At 73.0% G+C, this 17,425-nt stretch carries 16 protein-coding genes; 9 read left to right on the top strand and 7 right to left on the bottom strand.

Going from position 1 to position 17,425, the window contains the following annotated elements:
• Nucleotides 1-140: 140 nt before the first annotated feature.
• Entirely contained in the window at nt 141-1,370 is a 1,230-nt protein-coding gene (ilvA, locus tag KMS84_RS22090; protein ID WP_256918146.1) for a threonine ammonia-lyase, read from the bottom strand.
• A gap of 163 nt (nt 1,371-1,533) precedes the next feature.
• Here ilvA and KMS84_RS22085 point away from each other — a divergent pair, with 163 nt between their 5' ends.
• The 3 genes from KMS84_RS22085 (at nt 1,534) to KMS84_RS22075 (ending at nt 3,007) form a co-directional block, all read left to right on the top strand.
• On the top strand, nt 1,534-2,043 hold the full coding sequence (locus tag KMS84_RS22085; protein ID WP_256918154.1) for a MarR family winged helix-turn-helix transcriptional regulator: 510 nt from the start codon (nt 1,534-1,536) through the stop codon (nt 2,041-2,043).
• Nucleotides 2,044-2,174: 131 nt separating this feature from the next.
• Nucleotides 2,175-2,759, top strand: coding sequence for a sigma factor-like helix-turn-helix DNA-binding protein (locus KMS84_RS22080; RefSeq protein WP_256918145.1), 585 nt, complete (start codon nt 2,175-2,177; stop codon nt 2,757-2,759).
• A complete protein-coding gene (locus KMS84_RS22075) occupies nt 2,756-3,007 on the top strand; it encodes a hypothetical protein (RefSeq protein WP_256918144.1) in 252 nt (83 codons plus the stop codon). The genes KMS84_RS22080 and KMS84_RS22075 overlap by 4 nt, the downstream gene beginning before the upstream one ends.
• 81 nt (nt 3,008-3,088) lie before the next feature.
• Here the strand turns inward: KMS84_RS22075 and KMS84_RS22070 are convergent, their stop codons facing one another.
• On the bottom strand, nt 3,089-4,243 hold the full coding sequence (locus KMS84_RS22070) for a cystathionine gamma-synthase (RefSeq protein ID WP_256918143.1): 1,155 nt from the start codon (nt 4,241-4,243) through the stop codon (nt 3,089-3,091).
• Between the two features lie 141 nt (nt 4,244-4,384).
• On the opposite strand from KMS84_RS22070, the gene KMS84_RS22065 reads away from it, so the two are divergent.
• Together KMS84_RS22065 and KMS84_RS22060 are read left to right on the top strand one after the other, a co-directional pair.
• Nucleotides 4,385-5,503 carry a hypothetical protein gene (locus tag KMS84_RS22065; protein WP_256918142.1) on the top strand — a complete coding sequence of 373 codons (1,119 nt, stop codon included), beginning with the start codon at nt 4,385-4,387 and terminating at the stop codon, nt 5,501-5,503.
• A gap of 71 nt (nt 5,504-5,574) precedes the next feature.
• Entirely contained in the window at nt 5,575-6,168 is a 594-nt protein-coding gene (locus KMS84_RS22060; protein ID WP_256918141.1) for a DUF4291 domain-containing protein, read from the top strand.
• A gap of 185 nt (nt 6,169-6,353) precedes the next feature.
• On the opposite strand, the gene KMS84_RS22055 is transcribed toward KMS84_RS22060, so the two are convergent.
• On the bottom strand, nt 6,354-8,411 hold the full coding sequence (locus KMS84_RS22055) for a restriction endonuclease (protein ID WP_256918140.1): 2,058 nt from the start codon (nt 8,409-8,411) through the stop codon (nt 6,354-6,356).
• A 303-nt stretch (nt 8,412-8,714) separates the two neighbouring features.
• Here KMS84_RS22055 and KMS84_RS22050 point away from each other — a divergent pair, with 303 nt between their 5' ends.
• The 3 genes from KMS84_RS22050 (at nt 8,715) to KMS84_RS22040 (ending at nt 11,811) form a co-directional block, all read left to right on the top strand.
• Nucleotides 8,715-9,635, top strand: a complete 921-nt coding sequence (locus tag KMS84_RS22050; protein WP_256918153.1) for a DUF5829 family protein — start codon at nt 8,715-8,717, stop codon at nt 9,633-9,635.
• A gap of 155 nt (nt 9,636-9,790) precedes the next feature.
• On the top strand, nt 9,791-10,942 hold the full coding sequence (locus tag KMS84_RS22045) for a serine hydrolase domain-containing protein (protein WP_256918139.1): 1,152 nt from the start codon (nt 9,791-9,793) through the stop codon (nt 10,940-10,942).
• Entirely contained in the window at nt 10,939-11,811 is an 873-nt protein-coding gene (locus KMS84_RS22040; RefSeq protein ID WP_256918138.1) for a type 1 glutamine amidotransferase family protein, read from the top strand. Before KMS84_RS22045 ends, KMS84_RS22040 begins: the two co-directional genes overlap by 4 nt.
• Nucleotides 11,812-12,028: 217 nt before the next feature.
• Here the strand turns inward: KMS84_RS22040 and KMS84_RS22035 are convergent, their stop codons facing one another.
• Nucleotides 12,029-13,072 carry an NAD(P)-dependent alcohol dehydrogenase gene (locus tag KMS84_RS22035; RefSeq protein WP_256918137.1) on the bottom strand — a complete coding sequence of 348 codons (1,044 nt, stop codon included), beginning with the start codon at nt 13,070-13,072 and terminating at the stop codon, nt 12,029-12,031.
• A gap of 177 nt (nt 13,073-13,249) precedes the next feature.
• On the opposite strand from KMS84_RS22035, the gene KMS84_RS22030 reads away from it, so the two are divergent.
• Complete coding sequence (locus KMS84_RS22030) at nt 13,250-14,152, top strand: helix-turn-helix domain-containing protein (protein WP_256918136.1); 903 nt, start codon at nt 13,250-13,252, stop codon at nt 14,150-14,152.
• Between the two features lie 40 nt (nt 14,153-14,192).
• Here KMS84_RS22030 and KMS84_RS22025 read toward each other — a convergent pair whose 3' ends face one another.
• The 3 genes from KMS84_RS22025 to KMS84_RS22015 form a co-directional block, all read right to left on the bottom strand.
• Complete coding sequence (locus KMS84_RS22025; protein ID WP_256918135.1) at nt 14,193-14,993, bottom strand: group II truncated hemoglobin; 801 nt, start codon at nt 14,991-14,993, stop codon at nt 14,193-14,195.
• Nucleotides 14,994-15,097: 104 nt separating this feature from the next.
• The gene (locus tag KMS84_RS22020) at nt 15,098-15,784 is read right to left on the bottom strand and encodes an ABC transporter ATP-binding protein (RefSeq protein WP_256918134.1); all 687 of its coding nucleotides are present in this window, start codon (nt 15,782-15,784) and stop codon (nt 15,098-15,100) included.
• A 41-nt stretch (nt 15,785-15,825) separates the two neighbouring features.
• Nucleotides 15,826-17,283, bottom strand: coding sequence for an ABC transporter permease (locus tag KMS84_RS22015; RefSeq protein ID WP_256918133.1), 1,458 nt, complete (start codon nt 17,281-17,283; stop codon nt 15,826-15,828).
• Between the last annotated feature and the right edge of the window lie 142 nt (nt 17,284-17,425).

The raw sequence follows: 17,425 nt of genomic DNA, 5'->3' as shown, positions 1-17,425 counted from the left end.
GTCTCACAATGGACTTACCCGAACGAGTGATCGGAAGGTTTCCGGCCCGGACGGGAGCCGGAACCGGAGGCCCGGCGTCGAGGCCGAAGGCCCGGAGCCGGCGGCCCGGGCCCGGCCGTGGGCGGGGTGAGGGGAGCGGCTCAGTCGATGACGGTGTACCCGGCGTCGTGCAGCGCCCGGCCGACCTCGCCGCAGTGCGCCGGGCCCTTCGTCTCCAGGTGCAGTTCGACCTCGGCCTCCGTCAGCCCGAGCCGGGGGTCGGTCCGCAGATGACTGACGTCCAGGACGTTGGCGTCCACCGCGGACAGCGTCCCCAGGAGGGAGGCGAGCGCGCCCGGCCGGTCCGTCAGCCGCAGCCGCACGGCCAGGTAACGGCCCTGCGCGGCCATGCCGTGCCGCAGCACGCGCTCCATCAGCACCGGGTCGACGTTGCCCCCGGACAGCACCGCGACGACCGGGCCCTCGAAGGCGTCCGGCGCGCCGAGCAGCGCGGCCACCGGGCTCGCCCCGGCCGGCTCGACGACCAGCTTGGCCCGCTCCAGGCACAGCAGCAGCGCCGCGGCCAGCTCGTCCTCCGTGACCGTGCGGACCTCGTCCACCAGTTCGCGGACGAGGGCGAACGGCACGTCCCCCGGGCGGCCCACCTTGATGCCGTCGGCCATCGTCGCCGGACCGCCCAGCGCCACCGGCCTCCCGGCCGCCAGCGAGGGCGGGTAGGCCGCCGCTCCCGCCGCCTGCACGCCCACGATCCGCACATCCGGCCGCAGCGCCTTCACCGCGACCGCGATGCCCGCCGCCAGACCGCCGCCGCCGATCCCGACGACGATCGTCCGCACCTGCGGGCACTGCTCCAGGATCTCCAGGCCGACCGTGCCCTGCCCCGCGATGACGTCGGGATGGTCGAAGGGGTGGATGAACACCGCACCCGTCTCGGCCGCGTACTCCTGCGCCGCGGCCAGCGTCTCGTCGACCACCTGGCCGTGCAGGCGCACCTCGGCGCCGTACTCCCGGGTGGCGCTGATCTTCGGCAGCGGCGCGCCCTTCGGCATGAACACCGTGGAATGCACTCCCAGCAGCGACGACGCCAGCGCCACGCCCTGCGCGTGATTGCCCGCGCTCGCCGCGACCACCCCGGCCGCCCGCTCCTCCGGCAGCAGCCCGGCGATGCGCACATACGCCCCGCGCAGCTTGAACGACCCCGTCCGCTGGAGGTTCTCGCACTTGAAATGGACCGGCGCCCCCACCAGCTGGGTCAGGTGCCTGCTGCCCTCCATCGCGGTCGCCCGCGCCACGCCCGCGAGCATCTTCCGGGCGCCGCGCACGTCGTCGAGGGTGACGGGGCGAAAGGAGTCAGCCGTGCCGTAGCTCATGACACCAGCATCGCAGTTCACAGGCGGGAACGACCGCTGTGACCAACCTCCGAGATCGGTTTGCGCAGCGCCGGTACGACCCGCCTTCGAGCCGCGTACTCTGTCCCCCATTCCAGCCACCCCTCGATGAAGTGAGCCTCCGGCCATGCCCACAACACCTGAAATGTCGATGGACATGACGACAGTCGGTGACACCGGTCTTCTCGACACCTTGCAGCACGAGGTCGCGGTGTTCGCACGCCGGGCCGAGCAGACCCGGCTCGGCGGCGTCGGGCAGGTGCGCAACTCCATGGACCGCGCCGCGTACCTGCTGCTCAACCGCCTCGACAACGAGGGCCCCATGGGCGTCAAGGCTCTCGCGGCGAGCATGGGCATCGACTCGTCGACCGTCACCCGGCAGGTGGCTCCGCTCGTCGACACCGGCCTGGTCAAGCGGACCTCGCACCCCGAGGACGGCCGGGCCGTGGTGCTCCAGCTGTCGCCGCGCGGACAGGCCCGCCTGGAGGAAGTCCGCTCCTCGCGGCGGCAGTTGATGGCCGAGCTCACCGACGACTGGGCGCCGCAGGAGCGCGAGACGTTCTGCGCGCTCCTCACGCGCTTCAACACCGCCCTCTCCTCACGGATGGCCGCTCACGGCCTCCCGGGCGCCGAGCCCGCGCCGCCCGCCTCCTGAACCCGCGGCACGCGCGCGGAACGACTTTCCGACGGGGGTGCGCGACTCTTGACCGGCAGCCCGCCCCGGGCCTCATATGAGACCGGGGCAGATGGCCGCCCCGGGGGACGCCGTCAGGCGGGAGGCTCGGTGTGCGTGAGCGTCGTACGGCCCAGGAGACCCGCCGGGCCAGGGAGTTCGAGGCGTTCGTGGCCGGCGCGGGCGGGCGGCTGCTGCACGCCGCCACCCTGCTCACGGCCGAGTCCCCGGCGGACAACCCCCGCGCGCGCCGCCTGCTGACGCGCTCCCTCGCGCGCACGTACGCGTGCTGGGACCGGCTGCGCGGCGAGGACCCGTACGACCGCGCCCGCGAGCAGCTGGCGACCCGCTTCGCCCACGACGCCTGGCACGAGTACGCACGGCGCCTGTACGACGCCCTGCCGCTCGACCGCCTCCTGCCCCCCGGCCGCGTCCCGGGCCTGCGCCGCGGCCCGGCGCCGCGGTCTCCCGGGCCTCGCCCTGCGGCCGGGGGCGCGCTCGCCCGTCTCACCCCGCAGGAGCGCCTCGTGCTGGTCCTCAGGCTGTACGAGGGCGTCGCCGAGGAGCAGGCGGCGGCCCTGCTCGGCCTGCCGGCGGACCGTGTCCGCACGCTCTGCGACCGGGCCACCACGACCCTGCTGCGCCCGCCCCGCGCGCAGGCGCCCGCGGCGCCCCGGGCGAAGGCGGCCGCGTCGTGAACCGCGCCGAACGGGAGGCCGCCGTCCGCCTGATCATGGAACGGACGCCGCCGCCGCACGTGCCGGCCGACCTCCACCCGGAGGTCGTACGCCGGGGCAGCCGCATGGTGCGCCGCCGCAGGGCGGCCCGACGGCTGATGTGGCTGCTGCTGTGCGCGGCGGCCGTCGCGTTCGTGGTCTGGGCGATCGTGGTGCAGCCCTGGGTGGAGCCGCCGTCCGAGACGACTCCACCGCTCCGGGACTGGTGAGCACCGGGCCTCGCGCCGAGGCCGCCGCACGGCCGTCCGACCGTCCGGCTGCCGGGCCGCCCGGCAGCCCGGCCGTGCGAACTAGCCGAGGGCCTGCTGGAGGTCCTCGAGGAGGTCGTCGACGTTCTCGATGCCCACGGACAGGCGGACGAGGTCGGCGGGCACCTCCAGGGCGGACCCGGCCACGGACGCGTGCGTCATCCGCCCCGGGTGCTCGATGAGGGACTCGACGCCGCCCAGGGACTCGCCCAGAGTGAACACCTTGGCCCGGTTGCAGACCTCGACGGCCGCTTCCTCGCCGCCGGCGACCCGGAACGAGATCATCCCGCCGAAGGCCCGCATCTGCTTGGCGGCGACCTCGTGCCCGGGGTGCTCCGGCAGACCCGGGTACAGCACGTGCGTCACGCGCGCGTGCCGGGTCAGCATGTCGGCGACCTTGCCGGCGTTCTCGCTGTGGCGGTCCATGCGCACCGACAGCGTCTTGGTGCCGCGCAGCACGAGCCAGGAGTCGAAGGGCCCGGCGACCGCGCCCATCGCGTTCTGGTGGTAGGCCAGTTCCTCGCCCAGTGCCGCGTCGCCGGTGATCAGCGCGCCGCCGACCACGTCCGAGTGGCCGCCCATGTACTTGGTCAGGGAGTGCACGACGACGTCCGCGCCGAGCGAGAGCGGCTGCTGGAGGTACGGCGTGGCGAAGGTGTTGTCGACGACCAGCTTCGCGCCCGCGTCCCGGGCGACCTGGGCGAGGGCGGCGATGTCGGTGATGCCCAGAAGCGGGTTGGAGGGGGTCTCCACCCACACGGCCTTGGTCTTGGGGGTGATCGCGGCGCGCACGGAGGCCGGGTCGCTGGTGTCGGCGACCGACCACTCCACGCCCCACCGCGCGACGACCTTCGCGAAGAGGCGGAAGGTGCCGCCGTAGGCGTCGTTGGGGATGACGACGTGGTCGCCGGGGCTGAGCAGCGTACGCAACAGGCAGTCCTCGGCCGCCAGTCCGGAAGCGAACGCGAGACCTCGGCGGCCGCCCTCCAGGGCCGCGAGGTTCTCCTCCAGGGCGGTCCTGGTCGGGTTGGCGCTGCGGCTGTACTCGTAGCCGCCGCGCAGGCCTCCGACGCCGTCCTGCTTGTAGGTCGAGACCTGGTAGATCGGGGGGACGACCGCGCCGGTGAGGGGATCGGCGGTGTTGCCCGCGTGGATCGCGAGGGTCTCGAAGTGCTGACTGATGTGCCTGTCGCTCATGGGCACCGAGGGTAGTCCGCTCGCGGCCCCGGCGCGGGCCGGCCGTCCGGCGCAGCCGCCGGGGCCGGGCCGGGCTCCGGGTTGTCCACAGGCCGGGGGGCGGGTTCGCCATTTGTCGGCGCGGTCTGGTTCGCTTGTGGCATGGAGATTCTGTGGGGCCTGGTGGCGCTGGTCTTGATCGGCTACGTGATGCTGTCCCTCGTGCGTCGCCGGCGCGGTGTCGTCGGGCTGGTGCCGGCGGACCACCCGGACGCGGCGGACCCGGCGACGTACGGATTCCTGCCGACCGACGAGCTGGACGTCCGCATGCCCGGCCCCGACCACGACCTGGTCGACGTCCTGGACGTGGTGCAGCACACGCAGGACTACCGGGCCGCGCAGCAGCTGCTGGCCGGCACCGAGACGCGGGGCGAGCTGCGCTGGCAGCGCGTGCAGGCCTTCGCGGGCGCGGCGGCGCTGGAGCTTCAGCAGCGGCCGGGCGGCGTCGGCGAGGCCCCGGGCGGGCAGTGGCTGCGGGTGTGGCGCACCGAGGCGCCGAAGGACGCGGGCGGCGCCGCGGTGCACGCCGAGTTCCTGGTGCAGCAGGCCTGGCGGACGTCGACGCCGGGCACCGACGACTTCCGGATCATCATGGAGGAGGCGCGGGACGCGTGCGGCCAGGCGGCGCTGCTGTCCCCCGACGACCCGGTCCCGTACATCGTCGAGCTGTCGGTGGCCCGCGGTCTGCGGTACTCGCAGGCCGAGTTCGAGCAGCTCTGGCTGAACATCCTGGACCGCGATCCGGCCCACATGGGGGCGCATCTGGCGGCGCTGCACTACTGGTGCGAGAAGTGGCACGGCTCGCGTGAGCTGGCCTACCAGTTCGCGGAGTCCGCGGCGGCAAGGGCCCCGCGGGGCTCCCTCCTCGCGGCCATGCCCCTCTTCGCGGTCTTCGAGCACCTCCCCGAGGTGAACCTGGTCCGCAGCTTCTACCAGAGCGAGGTCGTGACCAAGGCGGTGCACGGCGCCCTGTTCGCCGTGCAGGCGGCCCGGCCCGACGACCCGATGCTGGCGCACGTCCGCCACCTGCTCGTGTTCTTCCTCGTGCGCTCCGAACGGTGGTCGGAGGCCATGAGCCAGCTCGTCCACGTGGACGGCCACGTCGGCGCCCTGCCCTGGACGCTCTCCCCCGACCCGGCCGGCGAGTTCGCCGTCCACCGCGCGATGGCCGTCGCGGGATACGAGGCGAACGGCGGCAGCCCGGCGACGATGCCCCACTGACCCCGACGGGGCGGGCCGGCCCGGCGAAATCCGGTGGCCGCCCGGCCCGCCCGCCCCGCACGCTGTACGCCATGGAAGCAGCACGACACGAGATCCGGGCGGTGTACTCGCCGTCCACGATCACCGTCTACCAGGCGTACACACCGGGCATCGCCCTCCCCGCCGTCCGCGACGGCCGCTTCCCACCGGCGTGGAAGCGGGACCGCATGACATGGATCAAGCCCAGCTTCCTGTGGATGATGTACCGCTGCGGGTGGGGCGCCAAGGAGGGGCAGGAGACCGTCCTCGCCGTGGAGATCACCCGCGAGGGCTTCGAGTGGGCGCTGCGCAACGCGTGCCTCTCGCACTTCGTCCCGGAGCTGCACGGTGACCAGACCGAATGGAAGCGGCGGTTGAGCCGGGCCCCGGCGCGGGTCCAGTGGGACCCGGAACGGGATCTGCACCTGAGGCCGCTCCCCCACCGCTCGCTGCAACTCGGCCTCGCGGGCGAGGCCGCACGCCGCTACGCGGACGAGTGGACGGTCTCCATCACCGACGTCACCCCCCTCGCGCACGCGATGCACGCCCACGTCCGCAACGGCGACCTGCCCGCGGCACGAGCCCTCCTCCCCGCGGAGCGTGTCTACCCGGAGCCCGAAGAGGGACTGCCCCACCTGCACCGGTGACCGCGACAGCGGACGGGGACCAGCTGTACCTGTACCGCCTTCGTCGGTGCCGGACCGGTGCGGCGGGGCCGCGGGAGCGCGGGCGCGGGTCCGCTCGATCCCGCCGTGGACGTCCGTGCGCACGGTCGCGCGCCCGGCTGCCCGGATCCGGGGACGGCTGCCCTGCCGCCCGAACGCCTGCTGACCTACTCGACGTCGACGCCGTAGTCCTGGACGAGTTCTTCCAAGCCGCCTGTGTACCCCTTGCCACCGAGGACGAAGTCCCAGTCCCCGTTGGACCTGCGCCGGAAGGAGCCGAGCACCAGGGCCGTCTCGTGCGGCCGGCCGTCGGAGACCTCGAGGCGTCCCAGCTCGGTCATCCCTGGATCGAGAAGTCGGATCCGGGCGTCCGTGAAACCGGAGAGGTCGGCGTCCGGGTTGACCTCCGGGTCGACGGCAGCGACGAGTACGAACCGGTCGGCCGTGTCCGGCAGGCCGTCGAAGGCGACACAGATCGCGGCCTTGTCCGGGGCGGACGCGGGAAGGGCGCGCACCGAGCCGTCCGGCGTCCCGGGGTTGTTGAAGAACACGAAGTGATCGTCGCTGAGGACGCGGCTCCCCCGGCACACGAGGGCGCACACGTCCAGGGCGACCTCGCCGGTCCACGACATGCCCAGGATGTTGTAGTCGGGGGGCAGTTGAGCCGGGCCGACCGGTGTCGGCGGCGCGGTGACCGGACGACCGGCTTCGCCCAGTCGCCCACGCAGGCCATGACGATGCAGCAGGTCGACGAGCTCCGTTCCGGAGATCAGTTCCAGAGGCTTGCCGTTGGCGAAGGTGTGCGAACCGGGTCCGAACCCCGACGTCGTCACGAGGACGCCCTTGTTGGCGCCGGCGTCCTGAACGGTCCCGTACAAGTCGCGCACCGCCGTGGGCGGCACGGTGTTGCGGTATCGCTTCACTTGCACGACGATCTTGCCGCCGCGGATCGGCGTCGGGTCCGTGGCGTCGACGTCCACACCGCCGTCGTTCGAGCGCTGGGTGGTCACCGCCTGCATGCCCATGGCCTGGAAGAGCTCGGCCACAAGGTTTTCGAATGCGATCGGATCCATGTCGTACAGATCGGGTTCCTCAGTGCTTCCGTGGGCGACGACGCGATGGCCGACATCGTGCGGCCGACGGCTCGGCCGCACCGGGGCACGTTGGTCGGGTCGCGCCGAGAGTTGCCCGCGAAGACCGTCGGTCAGGCAGCTGACGGCGTCCACCTGGGTCAGGTGCAGCTCGCGGAACGACGACCGCGAAGCCATGACCGTCGCGAGAAAGATGTGACCGCGCCGTCCCGTCGTGGGGTCGTGCTCGTCCACGAATCCGTTCATGGTCACCGACTCGAGCGCGCCCAGCTCGTCGGAGGCGAAGAGCTCGTGGACGACGAGCAGCGCAGACTGTGCGAGAACTTCCCTGTACAGAGCCCGCCGCTGACTCACCGGGCGAGGGGTTTCCTTGTCCTGGTCGAGCGAGGACACGTATCGCACGGACTTCGTTTCGGGGACCACGCCGAATCCGGGCAGTTCCCAGTCGAGGACCAACTGCCGGGCCGCCGGATCGTAGGCCGCCGAAACCTGCCGAGGGAATTCCTCAGGCCACGTGCCCGACGAGTAGAGCGCTGCGGTGAAGTACTCGACCACGGAGTCGGGGTCCCCGTGTCGGACGCCGTCGATCACTTCGCGAATCGCGGCATTGTGCCGACGCACGTCCGCCAGTTGGGCATGGGCCCACTGCTCGTACTCCCGTTGCGCCACGGCAAGCTGCTGTTGCCGCTGGGTCTCTGCAGCCTGCGCCGCCTGCCAATCCCGTTCGAAGCGTGCACGGGCTTCGGCCTGCGCCTGCGCACGACGGTTCGCGGTCCAGCCGCCCTGCGCCTGGTACTGCTCCGGGCTTGGCATGGGCGCTGGGTAGGCCAGCGGTCCGGGGCTGAACGGCTGGACGTCTTCTGCCCGCATGAGTGACGCAGCCCTGAAGGGCTGTGCCTGGCAGCCGACGGCGAGAAGGCCTTGCAGGGACGCGACCTGCGCGTCCAGCTCTTCCGTGCGACGCTGTGCCTCCGCTTGGCGGTACTCGCGGTGACTCTGCGCGGCCCGGCGCTGGTAGGCGCGCGCCTGTTGCGCCTCCTGCCTCCGCTGTCTGGCTTCGGCCTCCAGCCGGCGCTGGTGCTGCCGTTGCATCTCGGCCCAGACGCCGACGGAACGAGTAGAGCGACGACTCATCTGCTGCAGGCCCTCCCCAGGACGTCGGCAGCCGAAAGACACTCTGGTTGTCCCCGCAACCAATTGTCACCGGACGACTCTATCCAGCGACGGCCGTCTCGCACATCCACTCGTCGAAGCCCGTCGGACCCACTCAACCCACAGGTCAACGTGACTGGAGGCCGAAATCCGCGCCGGCGACCGGCAAGCCGACCGCACTCCCGCTCGGCGTGTGTCAAGCATTTCGAGGTCGTTCGAAATGAGCCGACGTCCGGGCGGGCCCGGCCTACGATCGCTCGCATGCTGATTCGCCGGACATTACAGATGATCGTCGTGTTCGCCGTGGCGCTGGCCGGAGTCCTCGGAGGTGGGGTGGGGGCGGCGCAGGCCGACGGGAGCCGCTCGTCCTCGCACGACCGGCAGGTGCTGTTCTACAACCACTCCTACGGCGTTCTCGACCGGGAGACCGCCGACGCCATCGAGCATTCCGCCTATCTCAGGGACTTCGCCTCCTTCCAGGTCCGCACCACGACCGGCAGCGGCGGGCAGACCTGGACCGGCCGCTATCTGATGGGCCGTGAGACCTACCTGGAGCTGTTCGGGGTCGGTGACCTCCCCGGACCGGACGGCGTCCTCGGCGCCGCCGGGCTGGGCCTGTCGACCGAACGGGACGGAGACCTGGCGACCGTCGCCGAGCGCATGAAGAGCGAAGGGGCCACGCCCGTCGACTTCCTCCAGACCAAGGACTTCGGCGACGGTGTGCCCGTGCCGTGGTTCGACGCCCTCCTCACCAGCACCGAGTACGACGCCTTCCAGGCGTGGGCGATGGAGTACCGGCCGGAGTACTTCGCCGATCCCCGCGGCCACACCGAACCGGAGCGCTTCCCCGGTGACGTCGGCCGGGAGCGCTACCTGTCCGACGACTACCGCACCCATCTGATGCGGGACGTGACCTCCGTCCGCATCGGGATCACCGCGGACGACCTCGCCGACACCCTGCCGCTGCTGCGGGCCGGCGGGTTCGCCGTGCGGACGCTGCCGGGCGGTGGCGTCGTCGCGGAGGGCGGCGGCACGACCATCCGCCTCGACGCCGTCCCGCGCGCCCGGGCGGGGATGCAGCGGGTCGAGATGTCGCTCAACCGGCCCGTGAAGGACCGTCACGTGGAGCGGCTCGGCCACTCGACGCTCACCGTGGGCCCCGGCGCCCACGCGGTGTGGACGTTCGCCGACGACGGCGACCGGTAGCCGGTCCTCGGCCGGCCCCTGGCCGCCGGACGGTCCGCGGCCCCTCGTCGGGGGGAGGGGCCGCGGCCCGTCCGGGCGGGCGCCCCTGGCGCGTTCACCGGCGCCGGGGCGGAATTCGGTTGCCGGGGCCCGGGCCGTGGGTGCTAGATGGCGTCATGGCTGACATTCAGGGGTCGTACGACGATCTGTTCGCCGCGGTGCCCGCCGCGCTGGCCGCCGCGCTGGACGAGGGGGACGTCGGGGGCTCGGTGGCCGTGTTCGTGGACGGTGAGCCGGTGGTCGACGTCTGGGGCGGATTCGCCGACGCCGGGCGCACGGTTCCCTGGCAGCGCGACACCCTGGTCAACGTCTGGTCCGTCACGAAGACGATGACGGCGCTGTGCGCGCTGGTGCTCGCCGACCGGGGCGAGCTCGACATGGACGCGCCGGTGGCCCGGTACTGGCCGGAGTTCGCCGCGGCGGGCAAGGAGGGCGTGCTGGTCCGGCACGTGCTCTCGCACACCGCGGGGCTGCCCGACTGGGTCTGGCCGGTGGCGGAGCTCCACGACTGGCCGACCGCCACGGGACGGCTGGCCGCACAGGCCCCGCGATGGGAGCCGGGCAGCGCCGCCGGTTACCACTCGCTGACCCAGGGGTTCCTGGTCGGCGAGGTCGTCCGCCGGATCACCGGCCGGATGCCGGGCGCGTTCTTCGCCGAGGAGATCGCGGGCCCGCTGGGCGCGGACTTCCACATCGGGCTGTCGGCGCGGGACGACCACCGGGTGGCCCCGGCGGTCCCGCCGCCCTCGCGGGGCGAGGACTACACCGCGAGCGCCGCCGCGTCGGATGCGACGACGGCCTCGGAGGACTCCGCCGACCGGCCGGGCGAGGCGGGCGCGTCGCCCGCGCCGACCGCGTTGCGGGTGCGGGACGGCAACAGTGTGGCCTGGCGGCGGGCGCAGATCCCCGCCGCGAGCGGCTTCGGCAACGCCCGTTCGGTCGCCCTGGTCCAGTCGGTCCCTGCCTGCGGCGGCACGGTGGGCGGGGTGCGGCTGCTGTCCGGGGCGGGGTGCGAGCGCGCCTGGGAGGAGCAGTTCGCCGGCCAGGACCGCCGCCTGGGCATGCCGGTCAGCTGGGGCCTCGGCTACGGCCGCTTCGGCGGGACCTACGGGTGGGGCGGCTGGGGCGGTTCGACGGTCATGATCGAGCCCGAGTCGCGCATGACGGTGGCGTACGTGACCAACCAGATGCGTGAACCCGCGACCGACACCCGGGGCCTGGGGATGCTGATGGCCGCCTCCGACGGACTGCGGGGGCTGCGCGCGTGAGCGGCGACGCGACAGGCGGGGGCCGGGCGCCGGTGTTCCTGGTCGGCGGCGGCTGGGACGAGTCGGTGGCCGACGTCGTCCACGGGCCGTTCCTGCGGGCGGCGGCGCGTTCCCGCGGCGGTGCGGGGGCCGTTCCGCGCATCCTGTGCGTCGTCGTCGACGAGGGCGACGGGGCCGCGGAGTTCGACCGGTACGACGCCGCGCTGCGCCGGGCGGGAGCCTGTGCCCCGGTGCCGCTGCTGCTGCCCCTCGGGCGGCGGTTCGATCCCGGGGCGTTGTCCAAGGGTCTTCAGGACGCCGAGGACACCGAGGACACCGAGGACACCGGGTACCCCGAGGACACGGAGGACGCCGGGGGTCCCGGCGACTTCCCGGCCGTGGACGGGGTGTTCGTCTGCGGGGGCCTGACGCCCGCCTACCAGGAGGCGTTCGCCGGCGGGGTGGGCCAGGTGCTCGCCTCGCGGGGTCTCCCCTACGCCGGGTTCTCGGCCGGCGCCGTGATCGCGGCGCGGGACGCGGTGGTCGGAGGGTGGCTGGTGGACGGAGTCCCGGTGTGTCCGTCGGACGCCGCCGAGGATCTGGAGGAGGTCGAGCTGCGGGCCGGGCTGGGCCTGGTGCCGTTCGGGGTGGACGTGCACGCCGCGCAGTGGGGCACGTCGGGCCGGGCCGCCGCCCTCGTGGCCGGCGGGCGGCTCGCGCACGGGGTGGCCGTCGACGAGAACACGCTGGTCGAGGTCGCGGACGGGCGTGCGCGGGTGGCGGGGCTCGGCCGGGCCCACTCCCTGCGCCCGGCTCCGGGCGGCGGGGTCCTCGTACGGTCCTACGGGCACGGGGAGACCTTCGCCGTCCCCGCTGAACCGCCCCGTTGACCCGCCCCTGCCGACCCGCCTGCGATGTCCGCCCACGGCGTCCGCCCGCGCCCCGGACGGCGCCGAGCGGACGACGCCGAGCGGACGACGCGGGCCCCCGGAGGCGTGCTCCGGGGGCCCTGCCCGTCCCGGGAAGCCGGCCCTCTCCCGACGGTCGCGTCTCCCGACGGTCACGGACGACCGGCTTCCGGACCACCGGCACCCGGCCGGCGGAGCGTCAGATCGTCGAGGCGTCGATCACGAACCGGTAGCGGACGTCGCTGGCGAGCACCCGCTCGTAGGCGTCGTTGATCTCCCGCGCGCCGATCAGCTCGATCTCGGCGCCCAGGCCGTGCTCGGCGCAGAAGTCCAGCATCTCCTGGGTCTCCGCGATGCCGCCGATCGCGGAACCGGCGAGGGTCTTGCCGCCGCCGATCACCGAGAAGAGGTTGAGGGAGATCGGCTCCTCGGGGGCGCCCACGTTCACCAGCGCGCCCTCGGCCTTGAGCAGCGACAGGTAGGCGTTGAAGTCCAGCGGGGCCGAGACCGTGGAGAGGATGAGGTCGAAGGAGCCCCTGAGCTCCTGGAACGTCTTCTCGTCGCTGGTGGCGTAGTAGTGGTCCGCGCCGAGCTTCAGGCCGTCGTCCTTCTTGCGCAGCGACTGGGACAGGACGGTCACCTCGGCGCCGAGCGCGTGGGCGATCTTGACCGCCATGTGGCCGAGGCCGCCCATGCCGAGGACGGCGACCTTCTTGCCGGGGCCGGCGTTCCAGCGCTTCAGCGGGGAGTAGGTGGTGATGCCGGCGCACAGCAGCGGGGCGGCGACGTCCAGGGCGAGGCCGTCGGGGATGCGGACGACGAAGTTCTCGTCGACCACGATCTTCTGCGCGTAGCCGCCGTAGGTGGGCTCGCCGTCCTTGCCGACGGCGTTGTACGTGCCGACGCCGCCCCCGGTGCAGTACTGCTCCTGACCGGCCTTGCAGTTGTCGCACTCGCGGCAGGAGTCGACGAGGCAGCCGACGCCCACCCGGTCGCCGACGGCGAACCTGGTGACGCCCGGGCCGACCTCGGAGACGACGCCCGCTATCTCGTGGCCGGGCACCATCGGGAAGATCGCCTCGCCCCAGCCCTCCCTGGCCTGGTGGATGTCGGAGTGGCAGATGCCGGCGAACTCGATGTCGATCAGGACGTCGAACTCGCGGACGGCTCGGCGTTCGATGGTCGTGCGCTCCAGGGGAGCCTTGGCGGCGGGGGCTGCGTACGCGGCGACGGTGGTGGTCATGCCGGGGGTCTCCTAGCGGGGGTTGCGTCGTGCCCGGCCTGCCTTTCCGAACCGGGCACGGCACCCAGCCTGCCCCGCCGTCGGCGATTCACCCAGGTCACGCCTTTGCGTACGTCTGCCGTGCCTACCACTGGCGGGGTCAGGATGGTGTGCGTACGACCGTGAATACTGGACGACATGGACGAACGCCCCGAACCCGCCGGCGCCCCGCTCGACCGGCGGGCCGAGCTCAGCGAGTTCCTGCGCACCCGGCGGGCCCGGCTGAAGCCGCAGGACGTCGGGCTGCCCGACTTCGGCCGGCACCGCAGGGTGCCGGGGCTGCGGCGCGAGGAGCTGGCGCAGCTGGCCGGTGTCTCGGTGGCGTACTACACCCGCCTGGAACAGGGCAACGGGCGGAACGTGTCGGCGGAGGTGCTGGACGCCATCGCGCGCGCCCTGCGGCTGACGGACGCCGAGCACGCCCACCTCACCCACCTCGCCAAGCCCAAGCACAAGAAGAAGCAGGCGGCGCGGTCCCCGCAGGCGCGGCCGGCGTTGCAGCAGCTGCTGGACGCGATGGACGCGGTCCCGGCGTACGTGATCGGGCGGCGCTCGGAGATCCTCGCGTGGAACCGGATGGCGGCGGCGCTCTTCGGTGACTGGGGCGAGCTGCCGGCGCCGGAGCGCAACTGGGCCCGGCTGACGTTCCTGCGCCCCGACTACCAGGACCTCTTCGTGGACTGGGAGCAGAAGGCGATCGACATCGTGTGCGTGCTGCGCATGGAGGCGGGCTGCTATCCGGACGATCCGCGGCTGTCCGCGCTGGTGGGCGAGCTGTCGGTGAAGAGCGAGGACTTCCGGCGGCTGTGGGCGACGCACGACGTCAAGGAGAAGAGCCACGGCGTGAAGCGGATGAGGCATCCGCTGGTCGGCGAGCTCTCGCTGAACTTCGAGGGGTTCAGGCTGTCGGACGGCAGCGAGCAGGTGATGGTGACCTACCACGCGGAGCCGGGGACGGCGTCGGCGGAGGCGCTGCGCCTGCTGGCGAGCTGGGGCGCCGACGCCACCCGGGCGGGGTCCCCCCGCACGCCGTCCGTCTGAGAGCGCGCGGGCCGGTCCGCCGCCCCGCGGCCCGTCCGGTTCAGCCCCGGTAGGGGGGAGCCGCGCCCCAGCCCCACCGGGGCACCGGCTGCTCGGCGGGCGGCGTGGCGTCCGGGCCCGAGAAGTGCACGGCGAGGCGGGTGCCCCACTCGACGTAGGCGAGGAACGCCGAACGGAACTCGGCGTCGGTGGGCAGGCCGGCCTCGTCGGCGGCGTCCTGGATGAGCTCGACCCAGCGGCGGCGCTGGGGCTCGGTGATGTGGCGGCCGGCGTGCTTGGCGACCATGTGGCTGTGGCCGCCCTGGGTCGCCGAGTAGGTCCGCGGGCCGCCGAAGACCTCGGCGAGCCAGAGGGCGACGTGCTCGGCGTGCTCGGGGGCGAGGCCGGCGAAGACCGGGGCGAGCAGGTCGTCCCGGAGCACCTTGGCGTAGAACGCCTCGGTCAGCCGTGTGAAGGCCTCCGCGCCGCCGGCCCACTCGTACAGCGTGGGCACCGCGGAGCCGGCGCCGCGCACGGACGTGGCCTTGTAGTGGCGCATCTCGTCGATGTCGCCGACGTAGGGGCGGATCTCCGCGAGGAAGGCGGGGAACAGGTCGGAGGTGCGAAAGCCCTTCAGGTGGTCCTCGGTGGAGGTCCAGGTGATGCGCAGGATGAAGTGGCCGAAGTCCTCCTCGCAGCGCGCGAGTTCGTAGTCCACGCAGTGCGGGGAGGCCGCGAGTTCGCGCGCGGCGCGGCTGTACGCGGCCAGGAACTCCGCCGAGCGGTCCTCGGGGATGGTGTACCGGATGTACTCGACGGTGGTGGGCGTGGTGGGCGTCTGGTCCGTCTGTGGTGCCGTCATGGGCCCACGCAAGCACGAACGGCCCGCCGGAGGCGTCCCTTCCGGCGGGCGTTCTCTCAGGGCTCAGCGCCGGGGTGGCGTCGGCCGGGGCCGCGGGGTCCCGGTCAGGCGGACGCGGCGTTCTCCTTCACCGTGATCCTGCCCTTGCGGATGGTCGCGACCCGGGGGGCCCGTTTCGCGATGGCGGAGTCGTGGGTGACCATGACGAAGGTCAGCCCGTGCTCCTCCCACAGAGTGTGCAGCACGTCCATGATCTCGTCGCGCATGTTCTCGTCGAGGTTGCCGGTGGGCTCGTCGGCGAGCAGCACCTTGGGCTTTTTGACCAGGGCGCGGGCGATCGCGACGCGTTGCTGCTGGCCGCCGGACATCTCGGAGGGCAGGTGCCGCAGGCGCTCGCCGAGGCCGACGGAGACCAGCGCCTCGGCGGCCCGCTCGCGCCGCTCCCGGGTCTTCACGCCGAGCGGGACGAGGGCCGTCTCGACGTTCTCCTGCGCGGTGAGCGTCGGGATGAGGTTGAAGGACTGGAAGACGAAGCCGATGTTCTCGCTGCGCACCTTCGTCAGCCTGGCCTCGGAGAGCTTGGCCAGGTCGACGCCGTCGAGGACGATCTCGCCCTCGCCGGGCCGGTCGAGCGCGCCGAGCATTTGCAGCAGCGTGGACTTCCCGCCGCCGGTGGGGCCCTGGATGACGAGCCGGTCGCCGTCCGGGACGGTCAGGTCGACGCCGTCGAGGGCGAGGACGGTGTCCCTGCCGCGGGTGTAGCGCTTGGTGACGCCGGTGAGTTCGTACATGGGGACTGCGCTCCTGGGTCTGGGTTCGGTGGGTGGGTGGGCTACTCGACGCGGCGCAGCGCGTCCGCGGGACGCAGCCTCGACGCCCGCCAGCCGCCGAAGGCGCCCGCGATCAGTCCGCCGGCCACGGCGAGGCCCACCGCGACGGCCACGGTGGTGACGCTCACCGGCGCGGTCAGGGCGACGTCGAGGGTCCTGGCCGCCGCGCGGCGGCCGGGACCGCCGAAGCCGCCGCCCGCGCCGGGGCCGCCCTGGGCGCCGCCACCGCCCAGCTGGGCCTGCAACGTGGGGCTGATCGCGGTGACGGCGTACGCGCCCGCCAGGCCGAGCGCGATGCCGAGGGCTCCGCCGAGCAGTCCGTTGACCATGGCCTCGCCGGCCACCTGCCGGGTGACGCGGCCGGACTTCCAGCCGAGCGCTTTCAGCGTGCCGAACTCCCGCACCCGCCGGGAGACGGCCGAGGAGGTGAGCAGGCCGGCGACCAGGAAGGCGGCGATCAGCACCGCGACGGACAGCCAGGTGCCGACGCTGGTGGCGAGCGAGGAGGCCGTGGACAGGGAGCCGGAGACGGTGTCCGCGAGGTCGGCGGAGGTGGTCACCGTCGTGCCCGAGACGTTCTTCTGGATGGCCGACTTGACGCTGCCGATCTTCTTCGAGTCGGTCGCCCTGACGTAGATCGTGGTGACCTTGTCCTTGGCGTCGGCGAGGGTCTGGGCCCGGGTCAGCGGGATGTAGACGTTGGCGGCGGCGTCGCCGCTGTCGGCCGTGGCGATGCCGATCACCGAGAACTTGACGCCGCTGACGGTGAGCGTGGAGCCGACCTTGAGCGACTTCTCCTTCGCGTACGCGGAGTCCACGACGGCGACCGCGCCGTCGGTCTCGGTGGCCTTGAAGGTGCGGCCGGCGGTGATGGTGGAGGAGGTCAGCGGGCCGAGTGCGGGCTCGGTGACGTCGGCGCCGTAGACGGAGTAGTTGTCGACGTCGAAGTTGGCGCCGCCGCCCTGCACTTCGCCCTGCGGGCCGCCGCTCGCCCGACCGCCGCCGCCTTGGCCGCCGCCGGTGCCGCCGCCGTTCTGCTGGAACTGGCCGCGGGTGAACTGCCCGTCGATCTTGACGACCCGCAGGCTCAGCCCGCCGACCGCGTCGGCGACCCCGCTCTGCCTGCCGACCTGGGCGACGGTCGTCGCCGCCAGGGTCTGGAAGCCCTGCACCATGACGCGGTCGGTGCTCTGCTGCGCGCCGGAGTCGTCGTCCTGCGCGTCGAACCGGAAGCGCGGACGGTCGGAGGCGTTCGCGGTGGGCGAGGCGGCCTTGGTGACCGTCATGTCGGTGCCGAGGCCGTAGAGGGACTGGAGGACCTTGTCCTGGGCCCTGCCCATGCCGGCCGAGACGGAGGAGACCACGACGACCAGCGCGATGCCGAGCGCGAGACCGGAGGCGACGACGAGGGCCGCTCTTCTGCGGCGGCGCAGTTCGCGCCTCAGGTAGGTGAAGAACATGGCCGCAAGCTAGGTACGGCGCGTGATGACTCGATAAGGCCGAAATAAAAGACTGATGAGAACGCGGGAGCGCGCGGCCGGCGGAACCCGGACCGCGCGAAGGGGCGCCGGGGGCGGGATGGGTCCGGGGCCCGGAAACGCC

It is taken from the genome of Streptomyces hilarionis (assembly GCF_024539675.1).
GTDB lineage: Bacteria > Actinomycetota > Actinomycetes > Streptomycetales > Streptomycetaceae > Streptomyces > Streptomyces hilarionis.
The sequence above is the reverse complement of the archived record's forward strand: the minus strand, read 5'-3'. Positions and strand labels throughout refer to the sequence as shown.